The organism is Streptomyces sp. NPDC003038, from assembly GCF_040611115.1.
Taxonomy (GTDB): Bacteria; Actinomycetota; Actinomycetes; order Streptomycetales; family Streptomycetaceae; genus Streptomyces.
Genome location: NZ_JBEXNN010000006.1, coordinates 112,913 through 126,626, shown reverse-complemented (window position 1 = coordinate 126,626; position 13,714 = coordinate 112,913). Strand labels below are relative to the sequence as shown.

Sequence of the window (13,714 nt, the reverse complement as noted above, 5' to 3'; positions counted from 1 at the left end):
CATGGACGTCCATGTCGACCGCGACCGCTGCCTCGGTGCCGGAATGTGCGCCCTGACCGTCCCTCAGGTCTTCGGCCAGGACGAGGACGAGGGCCTGGTCCTCCTGCTGAACGCCCGGCCGCCGCAGCAGCAGCACGCGGCAGTCCGCGTCGCCGCCGGGGTCTGCCCGGCCTCGGCCATCACGGTCACGGAGCGGCGCTCCTCCCCCGCGTCGTAACCGCGGCGGCCCCTCCACACCGGGCCGCGTCACCTTCCGACGGCGGGCCTGGTCCCCCTCCTGTGACTCCTGGCCCGGCGCGCGCCGGCCGGGAACCCGACGGCACGGAGGCCGCCGGCCCCGGCGCGCGGCCAACCGACCGAAACCGCAGGTCAGACGTCCTTCCTCACCGCTCCAGGATCGCCACGCACTCCACGTGGTGCGTCATCGAAAATCGAAATAAGAAGCCGCCTCCGTCGTCGGCCAGCCACACCTCTTCGGTCATTCGGCACAGAACCCCTACCGGGCAGCGGGGATCAGGCCGGAGTCCGGCTGCGCTCCCACCGGTGTGCGCCCGCCTTCCGGTGACCTGGCACACCGAGTGACGCTCGCTCCCACCGCCCAAGCGGGCGCTTGGGCCTCAGGCCGGGGACATGCGGGTTCGCCGCCCCGCGCTCCACGGAACCATCTCCCGCCCGTCGCCGGGCCCCGTGCCGAACGCCCCAGCCACGCCCCGGGGAGAGCAGAACGGCTTTCAGCGGGTGAGATCAGCCAGGCTGTTGAGTGCGGTGTCGATCTCTGCTGGAGTGTTGATGACGGCGGTGCCGATGCGGGTGTAGGTCGAGGTGGACAGCCGCACGCGGTGGGCGGCCGCGTGGTCGACGACCTGCTGATGGGTGTGGCCTGCCACGCTGAAACAGGTGATGCCCGCTGACAGTTCCGCGTCGGCAGGAGTGTGCACGGTGACCCCGCGGATTCGGCTCAGTCCTTGTTTCGCCCGGGTCGACAGCTGTGTGATACGGGTCGCAACGCGTGCTCGGCCCAGCTGCTCATGCAGCGCCACCGCCACCGGCAGGGCGAAGGCATGCTCGAACGCCAGAAACCCGCCGGGCGACAGGGACGCTGCTCCCCCGCCGCTGATGAAGCTCACGAACGTGGGCCGCAGCTGCTCGAGGACGTCCGGCGCCACCCAGACCAGCCCCGTCCCCCTTGGACCGAACAGCCATTTGTGCGTTCCGGCGATCACCACGTCCGCGCCCAGGCCGGCGGCATCCTCGTCGACTGCCGCCAGCCCGTGCACGCCGTCGACGACCAGCAGGCACCGGTCGGCAGGACTGCGCCCTTCATTGGCCCGGCGCACCACCTCGGCCACCGCACGCACCGGCATCCGAAGCCCCGTGCTGGACTGCACCCAGGTGATCCCCACGACTCTCGTGTTCGGGCGGATCGCCTCGCCGACTGCCGCTGCGATGCCGTCCGCCGTCGCGGTGGCCGGATCGGCGAACCAGGAGCCCAGCCGCACCGTGTTGCCATGCTTGTCGGCGGCCAACCGGGCGGCGGTGCGGTGGGAGATGTGGTCGTGCTCCGTCAACAGGAACTCTTGTCCCGGACGGGTCACGACGCCGTTGTAGACGGCACCCAGCCCGATACTCGTGCTCGCCGTCATCGCGATGTCCTCGGCCCGGCCTCCCAGATAGGCGGCGAGCGCCTGGCGTACCCGGGGCCATCCGGTCGGACCGTCGGGCAGCGCCATTCCCGTAGGCACCGACAGAGGATTGGCGTCGACCTGTGCACTCAGATGATCCACCGCATCCCGCACCACCTTCGGATGCGAGGCCAGGTAGAACAACGCGAGGTTCACCCATCCCGGCTCTAGACGAAACTGCGCCCGCAAGGCGTCCCAGTCCACGCGCCCGTCGACCGTAGTGACCGGCCGCGCCCGTGGTGTGTTCACCCTTGCCGCGCCGGAGCTGGGCACGAGGGTGACCGCCACCGCTCCCGCAGATCTCGCCAGCAGACGGCGCCGACTCGTCATCGACATCCAGCACCCCTTTGCACCGCGACCGGTGGAGCGGTGGCGGAATAGCTGTCGGTGCCCTTCTGGTAACGAGATTACGCGAGGTGGCCGCGGGTGCCACGGCACCATCACCCAAACGGCCTCGGTCCGTGAAGCGATGCCAAGTCAGACACTTTTCCTCCGGCGGATCGCTCTCGCTGTCCAGGACATGGCGAGTCGTGTCGAGCATCTGGTGCCGGACGAGTGCTGGGAGCTGTTCCGGCGGGTGGTACCACTGACGGAGGTCATCCCGCAGGGTGGAGGCCGGCCTCACCACCGGAGCCGCGACCGGGCGCCTCCCGGCGGTCGGCAAGCACCGGGGTGCCGTGGACGTCCTGGGCGCGCCGCCGTCACCACCGGCCTCGCGCTCGCCGTCTTCGCCATCGTCCGCGCCCCCGATGCCGGATGGACCAGCGCACAGACCCTGCTCGAACTCGGCGGCGCCGCAGTCCTCCTGGTGCGACGCAGGAACCGGCCGCGGAGGACGAGCGCGTCGCCAAATGACGTACGCAGGAAACCCAGGAGGGGCCACCGGACGGCAATCCGGTGGCCCCTCCTCGCGTGCGGGTCAGTACGCGGTCTGTCGAGGCCGCGTGCTCTGCTCACGCTGCCGACGGCGCCCATAACGGGTCACCCCACGTGGCTTGAACACCGACAACGCGGCGGCCGTGAGCAGCACCACCAAGGCGGCGGCCGCGTCTGCGATCAGCTGGATGCGCATGCCCTCCAGCTCGCCACCGGCGAGCGCGGCCTGGGCCGCAGCGTCAGCGAGGTGGCCGACCGGTTGCATGTGCACCAGGAGAAGGAGGGTGGCGAACACGGTGATCAGCAGTTTCGCGATCACCCAGTAGTGACGCACCAGCCCCCACACCGTGCCCAGTGACTGCACCACCCCGGTCACGAGCGAGGCGACGCTGAACGGCACGATGACGAACCAGCCCACCAGTTCCATCGCCAGATAGGAGCCGCGGACCGTCTCGGGCGAGCTGCTGGTCAGGCCGGCGACGGCAAGGGCCAGGAACGCGGCGACCGCGCCGAGCCAGCCGACGGAGGCGGTGACATGTGCGGTCAGTGTCAGCTTGCGCAGCTGCGGGCCGAACGGCGTCATGGCGTGTGCCCGACCATGCCGCCACCGGCCAGGTGCACGATGACGAATACCGCGATCAGGACGACCGTGACCGTCGCGGACACCTTCACCCAGCGCGGCGCCCCGCCCTCATCGGGGTCATGGGAGCGATTCGGTGAACCGGCCATGGCGTCCTCCACGAGTTCCGTACGGCAGGCAAACAACCGCAAACACTTTTACGAGACACAGTGTCTCTCTCCCGACGGAGTGTATCCAGTCGAGGACGTCCGTATCCTGGGTGGGTGCCCAAGCTGTGGAACGAGACGATCGACGCGCACCGCCACGCGGTGCGCGAGGCCATCCTGGACACCACCGCACAGCTGGTGATGGCCGGTGGCCTGCGGTCGGTGACCATGTCCCAGATCGCCGAGCACGCCGGCATCGGCCGCGCCACGCTCTACAAGTACTTCTCCGACGTCGAAGCCGTCCTCCTCGCCTGGCACGAACGACAGATCACCGCCCACCTCCACCAGCTGGCGGAAGTCCGCGACCGCCCCGGCAGCGCACAACAACGCCTGCACGCCGTGCTCACCGCGTACGCGACCATCGCCCGCCAGCGCCACGGCGGAGAACTCGCCGCCCTCCTGCACCAGGGCGAACACGTCACCCACGCCGAAAGGCACCTGGCCGGCATCATCGAAGACCTCGTGGCCGAGGGCGCACGGGAAGGCGACCTGCGCGGTGACATCCCGCCCGCCGAACTCGCGCAGTACTGCCTCCACGCCCTGACCGCCGCCGCCTCCCTGAGCTCCAAGGCTGCCGTCCAGCGGCTCGTCGAGGTCACCCTCGCCGGCCTGCGGCCGGTTCCCTGACACCTCCGAGACCGGGCCCGGCGGCCATGACGGCTCCCGACGGGCGCACCCGCCCGGCCCCCTGACGTCATCGGCGACCGCCTGCGCCCTCGCCGCTGTTCACTGGCCGGGCTCAGCTCAATGCTGGTGGCCGTCGTCGTGGGCGGGCTCCTTGCTGGGTCGGGTGTCGTTCGTGGGCGCGGAGGGCTCGGTCGGCTGGGGGGTCGCTGCGGGTGTGCCGCTGCCGTGGTCGGCGTCATGCCCTCCGTCGCTGTCCTTCTCGGTCACGGGACCGTTGTGGCTGTGTCCTCCTCCCTGTTCGGCCACGGTCGGGGCAATGTGGCGCAGGCCGGCGAAGGTGAGGGCCGCGACCACGAGGACTGCCAGGCCCATCAGGCTGAAGATCCGGCGCCATGGCGTCTTGTCGTCCTTCAGGAAGTAGGCGACGAAGGACAGGACGATGCCCAGCGGTATCAGGACGGCACAGCGGGAAGGCAGGTCTGCGAAATGCTGCATGCCGCCACTGAGCATGCCGAGGCCGAACGAGAGCATCGTCGAGGCGCCGAGCACCCTGACCATGCGGGACAGGGCAGGCCTCTCGGACGCCAGGATGAACTCGTTGAGGACGGTGGCGACCAGGAAGACCAGCACGCCGACGGCGGCAATCATCGTGTAGCGGGTTGGATCCATGGGGTGGTGAACGACCGCGCCACTGATGAGCCCCGCCCCCACGTAGTAGCCGACGTAGCCGAGGTACCGCCACCCCGCCAGCGGGGTGCCCTGTCGCTCTCGCCTCCGAGCCGAACGGCGGTGGCTGGAGGGCTGCAACGGGGAAGAGGACGGGCTGGTGGCGAGACCGGATGAGGATGACACGAGCTGGCCTTTCACGGTGAAGGTGCGGTGGGGCAGGGGTGGGGCAGGGGTGGGCCGGTCGACCTTGGACACGCCAACGAGGCAAGAGGCAACAGACGGGCTGGCTGATGACCTGAGGGCAGGTTTCCGGACACAGCGGAGCCAGGCCGGCCCGTACTGCGCGCCGGCTCGTGCATGCAGGCAGCAGCGCGTGGTGCCACGAGGCATGGTCGGGTTGCCGCGAATGTTCAGGTGAACGCGCGGTGAGGTAGTGCCCGACGAGTCGTCGACCGTTGTCGGAGGCGCGAAGCGCTATATCCGGAGAACCGTGAAATCCGTGAAGGGGGGCGACGCCCAGGGAGCGACAGCGGGTTGGGCGGCGGTCTCACCGTACGAGTGCGGAGGTCGAATCGCCTCGAGCGCGGACTCGCACGGGGCGGACAGCAGGGCACCCTGCTCCGGCTGACCGGAGACACAATGGTGAGCCGCATGATCCGGCGCCGGGGCATCTTCACGGTTGCCGGGCAGCTCATCAAGCCGTGAGCCCGGCTCATCGTGGCTGTGCTCGCCCGCAGCGGATTCTTCCGTGTGCAGGGCGGCCAGGCTGGAAGGCCCGGGGTGCGCATGGCCTGCGGCGCTCTCTGCGCTGACACCATGCGTGTACATCACTGCAAGGAGTAGCGCGGCCAGTACGCAGATCCGCAGCGGGCCCGCCGAACGAGAGCGGGACCGCGGCACCCTGAGGACCGGCCGGGTCGCAACCATGCCGGGGAGCATAGCCGTACCTCGGGGAGAGGGCCTACCCGTCTCAGCGGCGGCGATGACGAGGAGTGCGAGGGAGAAAGCGGCCGTCGCGGCATTGACGGACCAGCCGGTGGCGGCTGTCAGTCGCGGGAGCAGGACGGGGAAGGCGTAGCAGACGATGCCCCAGCTGGTGATCTGTGTGGCGCAGAGCGCGGGCAGCGCGGCGCGGGGCCGCGGCCGGTCCCCCGTTCCGGTCGCGGCCCCGCTGCGTTGAAGGTCACCGTGGGTCAGCAGCCGCCGGAGGAGGCCGGGGTGCCGATGGTGAGTGTGGCGGGGGCCGCGCAGCAGCCGCCGCCCGTGCTCTCCTCGGCTTGGGGCTGGTCGAAGAGGCCGGCGCCGCCGCAGACCCCGGTTTCGGGGAGGGTGAGTTCGACGCGCTCGGCGGCTTCCTGGTCGCCGGCGAGGGAGGCGGCGATGGAGCGGACCTGCTCGTAGCCGGTCATGGCGAGGAAGGTGGGGGCGCGGCCGTAGGACTTCATTCCGACGAGGTAGACGTCCTTCTCCGGGTGGGAGAGCTCGTTGACTCCGTGGGGGTAGACGGTGCCGCAGGAGTGCTGGTTGGGGTCGATGAGCGGGGCGAGTGCGACGGGGGCCTGGAGGCGCTCGTCGAGGCTGAGGCGGAGCTCGTTCAGGAAGGAGTGGTCGGGGCGCAGGCCGGTGAGGACGATGACCTCGTCTACGGGGTCGAGGCGGCGGCCGTCCTCGGAGATGAGGACCAGTTGGTCGCCCGTCTTCTCGACGCGGCCGGTGCGGAAGCCGGTGACGGCGTCGGCGTGGCCCTGGTCGACGGCGGCCTTGGCGGCGAGGCCCAGGGCGCCGCGGGCGGGGAGCTGGTCGGCGGTGCCGCCGCCGAAGGTGGAGCCGCTGATACCGCGGCGCAGGATCCACACGGCGTGGGTGGCGGACTCCTCCTTGGCGAGGTCGGCCAGGTAGGCCAGGGCGGTGAAGGCGGAGGCGCCGGAGCCGATGACGGCGGTGCGCTTGCCGGCGTAGCGGGCGCGGACGGCCAGGTCCTTGAGGTCGGGGATGCGGTAGGAGACGCGGTCGGCCGCGGCCGGCTCCCCGAGGGCGGGGAGGCCGTCGCCGCCGATGGGGCTGGGGGTGGACCAGGTCCCGGAGGCGTCGATGACCGCGCGGGCCAGCAGGCGCTCCTCGGTGCCGTCGGCGTTCAGGACGCGGAGGGTGAAGGGCTGCTGCTCGCGTTCGGCGTCCACGATCCGGTCGCGGCCGAGGCGGGAGACGCCGGTCACGGTGGCGCCGTAGCGGACCTTGCCGCCGAGGACGTCGGCGAGGGGCTGGAGGTACTGCTCCGCCCAGTCCGCGCCCGAGGGATAGGTCGAGCCGTCGGGGGCGGTCCAGCCGGTGGGCGCGAGGAGCTTCTCGGCTGCCGGGTCGACGACCTCGGACCAGGTGGAGAAGAGCCGTACGTGACCCCACTCGCGCACCGCACTGCCGGCGACGGGCCCGGCTTCCAGGACCAGGGCGTCGATGCCGCGCTCGGTGAGGTGCGCGGCGGCGGCCAGGCCGGCCGGGCCTGCTCCGATCACGACGACGGGCAGGGCTTCGGTGGATACGTTCACGACGGGCTCCCCAGTTGATTCGACATCTGTCGATGTCCTGACGACTCAAGAGTGACACCGTTAATCGACGTCCGTCAACATAGACAGCTATCGAAGTTTCTCGGATGATGGAGGCATGTCCACTGTGAACGTGTTGCCGCTGCTGGAGCCGGAGGCCGTGGCCCCGTGCTGCCCGCCCCTGACCGAGCGCCCGCTGACGGCTGCGGAGGCCGAGCGGACCGCGGTGATGTTCAAGGCGCTCGGGGATCCGGTGCGCCTGCGCCTGTTCTCCGCCATCGCCTCGCACGAGGGCGGCGAGGCGTGCGTCTGCGACATCTCCGATGTCGGCGTCTCCCAGCCGACGGTCTCCCATCACCTGAAGAAGCTCAAGGACGCCGGACTGCTCTCCTCGGAACGCCGCGGCACCTGGGTGTACTACCGGGTCGAGCCGGCCGTACTGGCCGCCATGGGCCAGCTCCTGACGCGGGCAGCCGCCGTCTGAGCGTCACCATCGCGCCACTGACCCGGGCGCACGCGGACGAGGTCTTGGAGATCTACCAAGCGGGCATCGACGAGGGCAACGCCACCTTCGAGACCGCCGCACCGACTTGGGCCGAGTTCGACACGGCGAAGCTCCCCGAGCACCGCTTCGCCGCACTCGGCACCGACGGCAGCTGCTCGGCTGGGTGGCCACCACCAGGACCGACGTAGTTGATCCAGTCGGACGGTACGGTCCCCGCGTTCAGCAGGCGGGCGAACGCCTTTCCGACGCCCGGGGGAGCCGGCCGAAGACGCGGACCAGGACCAGGACCAGGACCAGGAGAGCGCGGACGACCATGTACCCGAACAGCATGTGCCACAGCAGCTGCTCGTTGGTCCACTTGGTGCCGCGCGTGGGCCTTGCCAAGTCCGTCTTGGAGGCCGAGTCCAGCAGTTGGTGGAAGGTGCGGCGGGCGCGCTCGTAGTCCTCGTTCACGGCCTGCCGGTCCATCGGGTCGGTGTGCGCCATGGCCTCCCAGCTTTCGGTCGGCACTCGGGACAGCGCCCGTCGCTTCCGATGATGGCGGCTTCCGAGAACCGCTACCAGCGTGCGGCGCCGGTCAGCCGTCCTGGAGGAGCGGGCCGAAGATCTGCTGCCCGATCTCCACGGCACGGGCCTGGCTGACGATCTGCCCTTTCAGCTCCGGATGTTCCTGCTGCCACTGCTCGGCCGAGGCGTGGCCGGTGAAGAAGTTCAGCGCGTCGCAGCAGAGGGTGGCGGCGGGCCCCGTGCCTTCGCGGCGGCCGACGAACACGACCGCCGCCACCGGCTCCCACACCGTCGTGCCGCTGGTGAAGGTCACCGTCACCGGCCGGCCGTCGACCGGGTCCGAGGAGGAGATCACCAGGTCCTGGCCCAGCATGGCGCAGAGGCCGAGGGCGTCGATGGCGCACATCGGCCACACCTCCACTCCGCTTGCCAGCCGTACCCGGTGCCGGGTCTTCACCGCCGAGAACGGGTACGCCGCTCGGATCCGGCCCCCTTCGTCCAGGGCCAGGAAATCCTCCCGGTCCAGCTCGGCGAGCACCTCGGCGGCGGTCCTCCCGGCCTGCGCGGCAACGGCTTCGAGCACCGGCATGTCCGGCGCGAGCCCTGTCTCGGCGAAGTGCCGCAGCACCGCCTGCTGCACGGCCCGCAGGCCTCGCCCAACGGGGGCTCGGCGGCCTCGTCCGGCCCGGCCGATCGGATCCAGGACATCCGTCTGACAGCACTCCTGGCCGGCCTCGGCCGAGGAAAGGCTCACGCCGGACAGGGCCTGGCGCAGGGCGTGGACGCTCGGCGCCCCCTCGGTGCGGCCGTCGGTGTCCCGGTAGAGGCGGCAGGACACGCTCGCCGGGGCGCCGGGCGCCGCGAAGGGGTCGACGCCGTCGAGCAGCACGGTCGGCGAGCCCGTCATGCCCAAACGCTCGGCTTCCGCTTCCTCGCGCACCTCGATCAGTTCGACCTGGGCGGTACGCGGGCCGAGCGCGGCGGTGATCCGCTCCCGTACGACCGGCACGTTCGGGCAGTTGGGCACCGTCAGGATCGTGATCCGCATCCCGCTGTCCTCCGTGGTGGTGTGGTCCTCGGACCGACGGTAGACCTTCCAGTGCGCTGGAAGGTCAAGGCGTAGCGTGGGGTTATGCGCATCGGTGAGCTCGCGGCATCCGGGCAGGTGACGGCCAAGACCATCCGTTTCTACGAGCAGGCCGGCCTGCTGCCCGCCCCGCCCCGCACAACGGGTGGCTATCGCGAGTACCCGCCGGAGGCTGCGATGCGGCTGGCGTTCATCCGCGACGCCCAGGGCGCCGGTCTGACCCTTGCCGAGGTCCGGTCCGTCCTGGACATCCGCGACAGCGGCGAAGCACCGTGCGGCCACGTCGCGGCGCTGATCGACCAGCGCCTGGCGGACATCGAGCGGCGCATGGCGGAACTCCGCCAGACCCGCACCGCACTGCGTGAGCTCGCCCGACGGGCCGCCGCCACCGACCCGGACACCTGCTCGGAAGGCGAGATCTGCACGATCCTCACGCGGCCGTGACCGGCTCCCGTTCCGGGACGAGGCGGGGGACGAGGCGGGCGACAACCCGTCCGACGAAGGCCATGACCACCAGGAACGCGGCGCAGAAGGGCATCACGGCGGCCATCACGGCGGCCACGTCGCCGAGGCTGCCGCCGAGCGTGGGGACCTGCGTGGCGACCACGGTGACGAGGGTGGCGGCCATCAGCGGAATCATCGTCGTCGTCGTGGCCGCAGCCGACACCTTCTGCCCGGCTGCGACGTGACCCGAAAGGGACGACCTGGTCATGGGCCCCAGGAACCTCAGGAGCCTCGCCATACGTCGTACCCGGCATGATCGTCATACCTGATGCCCGGACGGCCGAGTTGTACGCGCAGTGGTCCCGCGCCGGTGCCCGCACCGACCCGGCCGAGGCCGAGCCGCTCGCGCTCGACTGTGTGCGCCGACTTGCCGCCGATCCCGGCGGTGAGTCGGCGCACGTGTGGGTGGCGGGGCTCGCGAAGATGGTCCGCTATCTCGCCTGGCGGCCGCGGCCCGAGACGGCGCGCGCCGCTGTCGCCGCGCTCGTGGCCGCCGCGTCGGCGCTGGACGCGACGGACTGCGGACACGAGGCGCATCCGTACGAGGAGGAGCTGGAGCACCTCTCCGAGGACTCCTGGGGATCGGTGGGAGCCGCCGCCGACTACCTGATCGGGGAGCACCCCGAACACCCCCGGTTGGAGGACGAGTTGTGCCCGGGCAATGTCGCGGGCATCGCACGCGTCACGGCCGATGTGATCGCGCCGTTCTCGGCATCCGGGATACCCGAGGCGGTGCCGTCGGACCATGCGCAGTCGGTGCGGGATCTGAAGGAGATCCTCAACGACTACCCCGTCATCGATCCCGCTCCCGACATCGAGTCCAACACGGGTTACCTGTCCGACCGTCCCACCCGGGGCGCGCTCGCGGGGTACGTCCTCACGCAGCATGTGACGGTTCCGTACGCCGTCCACCGGATCACCCTGCGTCCGGTCTTCGACGCGATGATCGAGGGTCTGGAGCGGGCGCTCGGGCTGCTCGGCGATGCGGGTGGCTGTGCGCACGCGGACGGCGAGCACCCGGACGAGGACGACCTGTACTACGAGTCGGTGGCCGAGATCGGCTTCCATGTGCGCAGCCCCGGCGGGCGGGCCGAGCTCGCCGGATGGCTGGACGAGCCGGCCGACGTATGGGTGTGCCCGGACTATCTGCGGGGCCTCGCCGAGGAGGCGCTGGGTGAACTGAGTTCCGCGCACCAGGAATTGTTCGGCGTACGCGACACCAGCGGCCTGGACGCCTCGTTCGTACGGCCCGACGGGCACCTCGACATCGGTGCGCTGACGCAGACGGTCGTCGACGCCGACGACCTCGACAACTCCGATGCCGCGGGCCAGAACGCCGGCCTGTGGGCGGCACGCCGGCACGCGGAGGCCACCGACCCGCACGAGCGCCTCGTTCTGCTTCACCTCTCCCTGTGGGCTGCCTCGGTCTTCGACCTGCCGTACGGCGTGGGGCGCGAGGTGCGCACCCTGCTGCGAGGTGTCGACCCCGAGCCGCCCGGCCATGACTGCCCGTACGGCGACGGCCATCCGGACGCGGATCTGCGGGAGTCCGGGCACCGGCGCAAGGTGTTCAAGGCGCACCTCGATCACCTCTACGCCCCGGCGGAGTTCGCGGCGCCGGAAGGCGCGTACCCCGTCGGAGTATGGGCCTGTGCGAGCCTGCTCGCCGACTGGGCGCGGGACCCGATCGTCGCGATGGACGAGCGGTACGAGGAGATGGACGAGGAGGACGACGATGCCTGATCGATCCTCCGCTGAGCGGGCAGGCGAACTGACCGCCGCCTGGGACGAGATGAGGGAGGACGTCGACCACGAACCGCAGGCGTACGAGCGCCTCGTCGTCGAGTGCGCCCGTGAACTGGCCGCCGATCCGGGCGGGCCGCTCGCGTACAGCTGGACGCTGGGTCTGGTCCTTGCGCTTCCGTACTCCGATGCGGAGAGGGCTTTGACGTATACCGAGGGGGAGGACCGGGCGGGCCGTATGATCACGGCCGCGGCTCTGACCTGGTGGGCCGGGACCGCCGAAAGCTCCGAGGAGGCGTACGACGCCTTGGTACAGGACTTCGAAGCGGTGCTCGCCGCTGGAGCCGCTGCTGTGCCCGGCGTTCACGGCTTCGGTCGCCCGGGACTCTTTGGCCCGACTGCGCGCGCTGCGAGCCGAGCCGGAGCAAGGAGGGACGGAGGAAGCCCCCGAACCTCGCGCCGACGACCTGCAGCCGTTCCTGCATGGCTGGAGGGCGTACAGCCCCGGCTGAGCGAGCCCCCGCTGGTCACAGAACGCGTTTCGGAGAGGAAAGGTCAGAGCGCGGGCCAGACACGGGCCAGCCCGGTCGCCCACAACCAAAAAGGTCGCCTCTCGCAACAGGGTCACAACCTGATGCGAGAGGCGCCCCTCCATTGCTGACGACTCGTCAGGCATGGCCGTCGGCGTGCGTCAAACGTGCGTCACGAGCGTCGCGATATCGCCCGTAACGCCCACAGCGCACACTGCCCTGAACCGCAGGTCAGGCGCCCTCCCGCACCGGTTCAAGGATCGCGACGCACTCCACGTGGTGCGTCATCGGGAACAGGTCGAAGACCCGCAGGGTCCGGACCTTGTAGCCGTGCTCCTTGAAGTAGCCCAGGTCGCGGGCCAGCGCCGCCGGGTCGCAGGCCACGTAAGCGATGCGGCGGGCCGAGAGGCCCGCGATGTGGCGGACCGTCTGCTTGCCGGCGCCCGCGCGGGGCGGGTCGAGGACGATCAGGTCGCACTCGGTGATCCCGGTCTTCGGCAGGATCTGCTCGACCTTGCCCTGCTCGATGCGTACGCGCGGCATGTCCGCCAGGTTGTGCCGGGCGTCCTCGACCGCGCGCTTCGTCGACTCGATGCCGAGCACCGCGCCCGTGTCGCCGAGCCGCTCCGCCAGTGCGCCCGCGAAGATGCCGACGCCGCAGTAGAGGTCGAGGGCCATCTCGCCCTTGCGCGGCATCAGGCCCTGCATGACCGCCTTGATCAGCGTGTCGGCGGCCTGCGGGTGGACCTGCCAGAAGCCGCCCATGCCGACGCGGTACGTACGGCCGTCCGCGCGCTCCCGTACGAAGGGGCGGCCGTGGACCCGGTGGACCCCGCCGTCCTTCTCCTCGACGCGCAGGACGGAGACCGGCTTGTCGAGCTCCACGAGGGGGAGGCGGCCGCCCGGGCGGGGGGTCAGGACGACCTGGCGGTCACCGGAACCGGAGGCGGCGATGGCCTCGACGGTTTCCATCTGCGGCCAGTCCTGCTTCTCGATGCCGAGCTCGGAGACGCCCTCGGCGGCGATCATGCAGTGGTCGATCTGCTCGATCTCGTGCGAGCGGTGCTTGCGCAGGCCGACGGTGCCGTCCTCGTCGATCGCGAACTGGACCCGGGTGCGCCACTGCGGTACCTGTCCGGCCGGCAGCTTGTCGCCCTCGGCGGGCATCACGGTGCCGTCCCAGCCGGCTTCCTCCGGGGTGAGTCCGGCGAGCCGCTTCAGCTGCTCGGCGACGACCTCGCCCTTGAGCCGGCGCTGGGCGCCGGGCTTGGCGTGCTGCCAGTCGCAGCCGCCGCACTTGCCGGGCCCGGCGTACGGGCAGGGCGCCTCGATGCGGTCCTTGGAGGCTTCCAGGACGGTGATCGCGTCGGCGCGCAGGTAGCGGGAGTCCTGGTCGCCCTCGGTGACCTTGGCGACGACCTTCTCACCGGGCAGGGTGTGGCGGACGAACAGGACCCGGCCGTCGGCGGTCCGGGCGATGCAGTGCCCGCCGTGTGCGACGGGACCGACCTCGACCTCGTACTCCTCCCCGACCAGTGACTGCTTCTCGTTCTGCTCGGTCATGGCGGGGAGACTCCAAGGATCAAATGCTTCAAAGTGAAGAACGGCCGGACGACCGACCCACCAGTTTACGTCGATCTCGTCCGGCCGTTCAC

The 13,714-nt window shown here is 70.7% G+C and carries 14 protein-coding genes and 4 pseudogenes; 8 read left to right on the top strand and 10 right to left on the bottom strand.

The genetic code is table 11. From position 1 onward, the window contains the following. The first annotated feature begins 1 nt into the window (after position 1). Positions 2 to 217, top strand: coding sequence for a ferredoxin (locus ABZX75_RS10225; protein ID WP_355409699.1), 216 nt, complete (start codon positions 2 to 4; stop codon positions 215 to 217). Positions 218 to 731: 514 nt separating this feature from the next. Here the strand turns inward: ABZX75_RS10225 and ABZX75_RS10220 are convergent. Then, a complete protein-coding gene (locus tag ABZX75_RS10220) occupies positions 732 to 1,886 on the bottom strand; it encodes an aminotransferase class V-fold PLP-dependent enzyme (RefSeq protein WP_355409698.1) in 1,155 nt (384 codons plus the stop codon). A gap of 413 nt (positions 1,887 to 2,299) precedes the next feature. Here ABZX75_RS10220 and ABZX75_RS10215 point away from each other — a divergent pair. After that, positions 2,300 to 2,490: pseudogene (locus tag ABZX75_RS10215) on the top strand (MFS transporter); the annotation flags it as partial. Between the two features lie 111 nt (positions 2,491 to 2,601). Here the strand turns inward: ABZX75_RS10215 and ABZX75_RS10210 are convergent. Then, complete coding sequence (locus ABZX75_RS10210) at positions 2,602 to 3,141, bottom strand: hypothetical protein (RefSeq protein ID WP_355409697.1); 540 nt, start codon at positions 3,139 to 3,141, stop codon at positions 2,602 to 2,604. Then, positions 3,138 to 3,287: a hypothetical protein gene (locus ABZX75_RS10205; protein ID WP_355409696.1), complete on the bottom strand. Its 150-nt coding sequence runs from the start codon at positions 3,285 to 3,287 to the stop codon at positions 3,138 to 3,140. The genes ABZX75_RS10210 and ABZX75_RS10205 overlap by 4 nt, the downstream gene beginning before the upstream one ends. Positions 3,288 to 3,401: 114 nt before the next feature. Between ABZX75_RS10205 and ABZX75_RS10200 the strand changes: the two genes are divergently transcribed. Beyond that, positions 3,402 to 3,971: a TetR/AcrR family transcriptional regulator gene (locus tag ABZX75_RS10200; RefSeq protein WP_355409695.1), complete on the top strand. Its 570-nt coding sequence runs from the start codon at positions 3,402 to 3,404 to the stop codon at positions 3,969 to 3,971. Positions 3,972 to 4,088: 117 nt separating this feature from the next. On the opposite strand, the gene ABZX75_RS10195 is transcribed toward ABZX75_RS10200, so the two are convergent. The 3 genes and pseudogenes from ABZX75_RS10195 to ABZX75_RS10185 form a co-directional block, all read right to left on the bottom strand. Then, positions 4,089 to 4,823 carry a hypothetical protein gene (locus ABZX75_RS10195; RefSeq protein ID WP_355409694.1) on the bottom strand — a complete coding sequence of 245 codons (735 nt, stop codon included), beginning with the start codon at positions 4,821 to 4,823 and terminating at the stop codon, positions 4,089 to 4,091. Positions 4,824 to 5,612: 789 nt separating this feature from the next. Continuing rightward, a pseudogene (locus tag ABZX75_RS10190) lies at positions 5,613 to 5,837 on the bottom strand (MFS transporter); the annotation flags it as partial. Next, on the bottom strand, positions 5,834 to 7,186 hold the full coding sequence (locus tag ABZX75_RS10185) for an FAD-dependent oxidoreductase (RefSeq protein ID WP_355409693.1): 1,353 nt from the start codon (positions 7,184 to 7,186) through the stop codon (positions 5,834 to 5,836). The pseudogene ABZX75_RS10190 and the gene ABZX75_RS10185, both read right to left, overlap by 4 nt. 115 nt (positions 7,187 to 7,301) lie before the next feature. On the opposite strand from ABZX75_RS10185, the gene ABZX75_RS10180 reads away from it, so the two are divergent. Beyond that, entirely contained in the window at positions 7,302 to 7,667 is a 366-nt protein-coding gene (locus ABZX75_RS10180) for a metalloregulator ArsR/SmtB family transcription factor (RefSeq protein ID WP_355409692.1), read from the top strand. After that, positions 7,664 to 7,837, top strand: a pseudogene (locus ABZX75_RS10175) (N-acetyltransferase); the annotation flags it as partial. The gene ABZX75_RS10180 and the pseudogene ABZX75_RS10175, both read left to right, overlap by 4 nt. A 70-nt stretch (positions 7,838 to 7,907) precedes the next feature. On the opposite strand, the gene ABZX75_RS10170 reads toward ABZX75_RS10175, so the two are convergent. Beyond that, positions 7,908 to 8,198 (bottom strand): hypothetical protein, encoded by a 291-nt coding sequence (locus ABZX75_RS10170; RefSeq protein WP_355409691.1) that lies wholly within the window; start codon positions 8,196 to 8,198, stop codon positions 7,908 to 7,910. Between the two features lie 67 nt (positions 8,199 to 8,265). Next, the gene (locus ABZX75_RS10165) at positions 8,266 to 9,243 is read right to left on the bottom strand and encodes an alkylmercury lyase family protein (protein ID WP_355409690.1); all 978 of its coding nucleotides are present in this window, start codon (positions 9,241 to 9,243) and stop codon (positions 8,266 to 8,268) included. Positions 9,244 to 9,327: 84 nt separating this feature from the next. Here ABZX75_RS10165 and ABZX75_RS10160 point away from each other — a divergent pair, with 84 nt between their 5' ends. Then, the gene (locus ABZX75_RS10160) at positions 9,328 to 9,726 is read left to right on the top strand and encodes a heavy metal-responsive transcriptional regulator (protein WP_355409689.1); all 399 of its coding nucleotides are present in this window, start codon (positions 9,328 to 9,330) and stop codon (positions 9,724 to 9,726) included. A gap of 31 nt (positions 9,727 to 9,757) precedes the next feature. Here the strand turns inward: ABZX75_RS10160 and ABZX75_RS10155 are convergent. Continuing rightward, positions 9,758 to 9,961 (bottom strand): annotated as a pseudogene (locus ABZX75_RS10155) (arsenic resistance protein); the annotation flags it as partial. 77 nt (positions 9,962 to 10,038) lie between these two features. Here ABZX75_RS10155 and ABZX75_RS10150 point away from each other — a divergent pair. Further along, entirely contained in the window at positions 10,039 to 11,529 is a 1,491-nt protein-coding gene (locus ABZX75_RS10150; RefSeq protein WP_355409688.1) for a hypothetical protein, read from the top strand. Beyond that, positions 11,522 to 12,190: a hypothetical protein gene (locus tag ABZX75_RS10145; RefSeq protein ID WP_355409687.1), complete on the top strand. Its 669-nt coding sequence runs from the start codon at positions 11,522 to 11,524 to the stop codon at positions 12,188 to 12,190. The genes ABZX75_RS10150 and ABZX75_RS10145 overlap by 8 nt, the downstream gene beginning before the upstream one ends. A gap of 100 nt (positions 12,191 to 12,290) precedes the next feature. On the opposite strand, the gene ABZX75_RS10140 is transcribed toward ABZX75_RS10145, so the two are convergent. Continuing rightward, the gene (locus tag ABZX75_RS10140) at positions 12,291 to 13,622 is read right to left on the bottom strand and encodes a class I SAM-dependent RNA methyltransferase (protein WP_355409686.1); all 1,332 of its coding nucleotides are present in this window, start codon (positions 13,620 to 13,622) and stop codon (positions 12,291 to 12,293) included. Positions 13,623 to 13,714 lie beyond the last annotated feature (92 nt).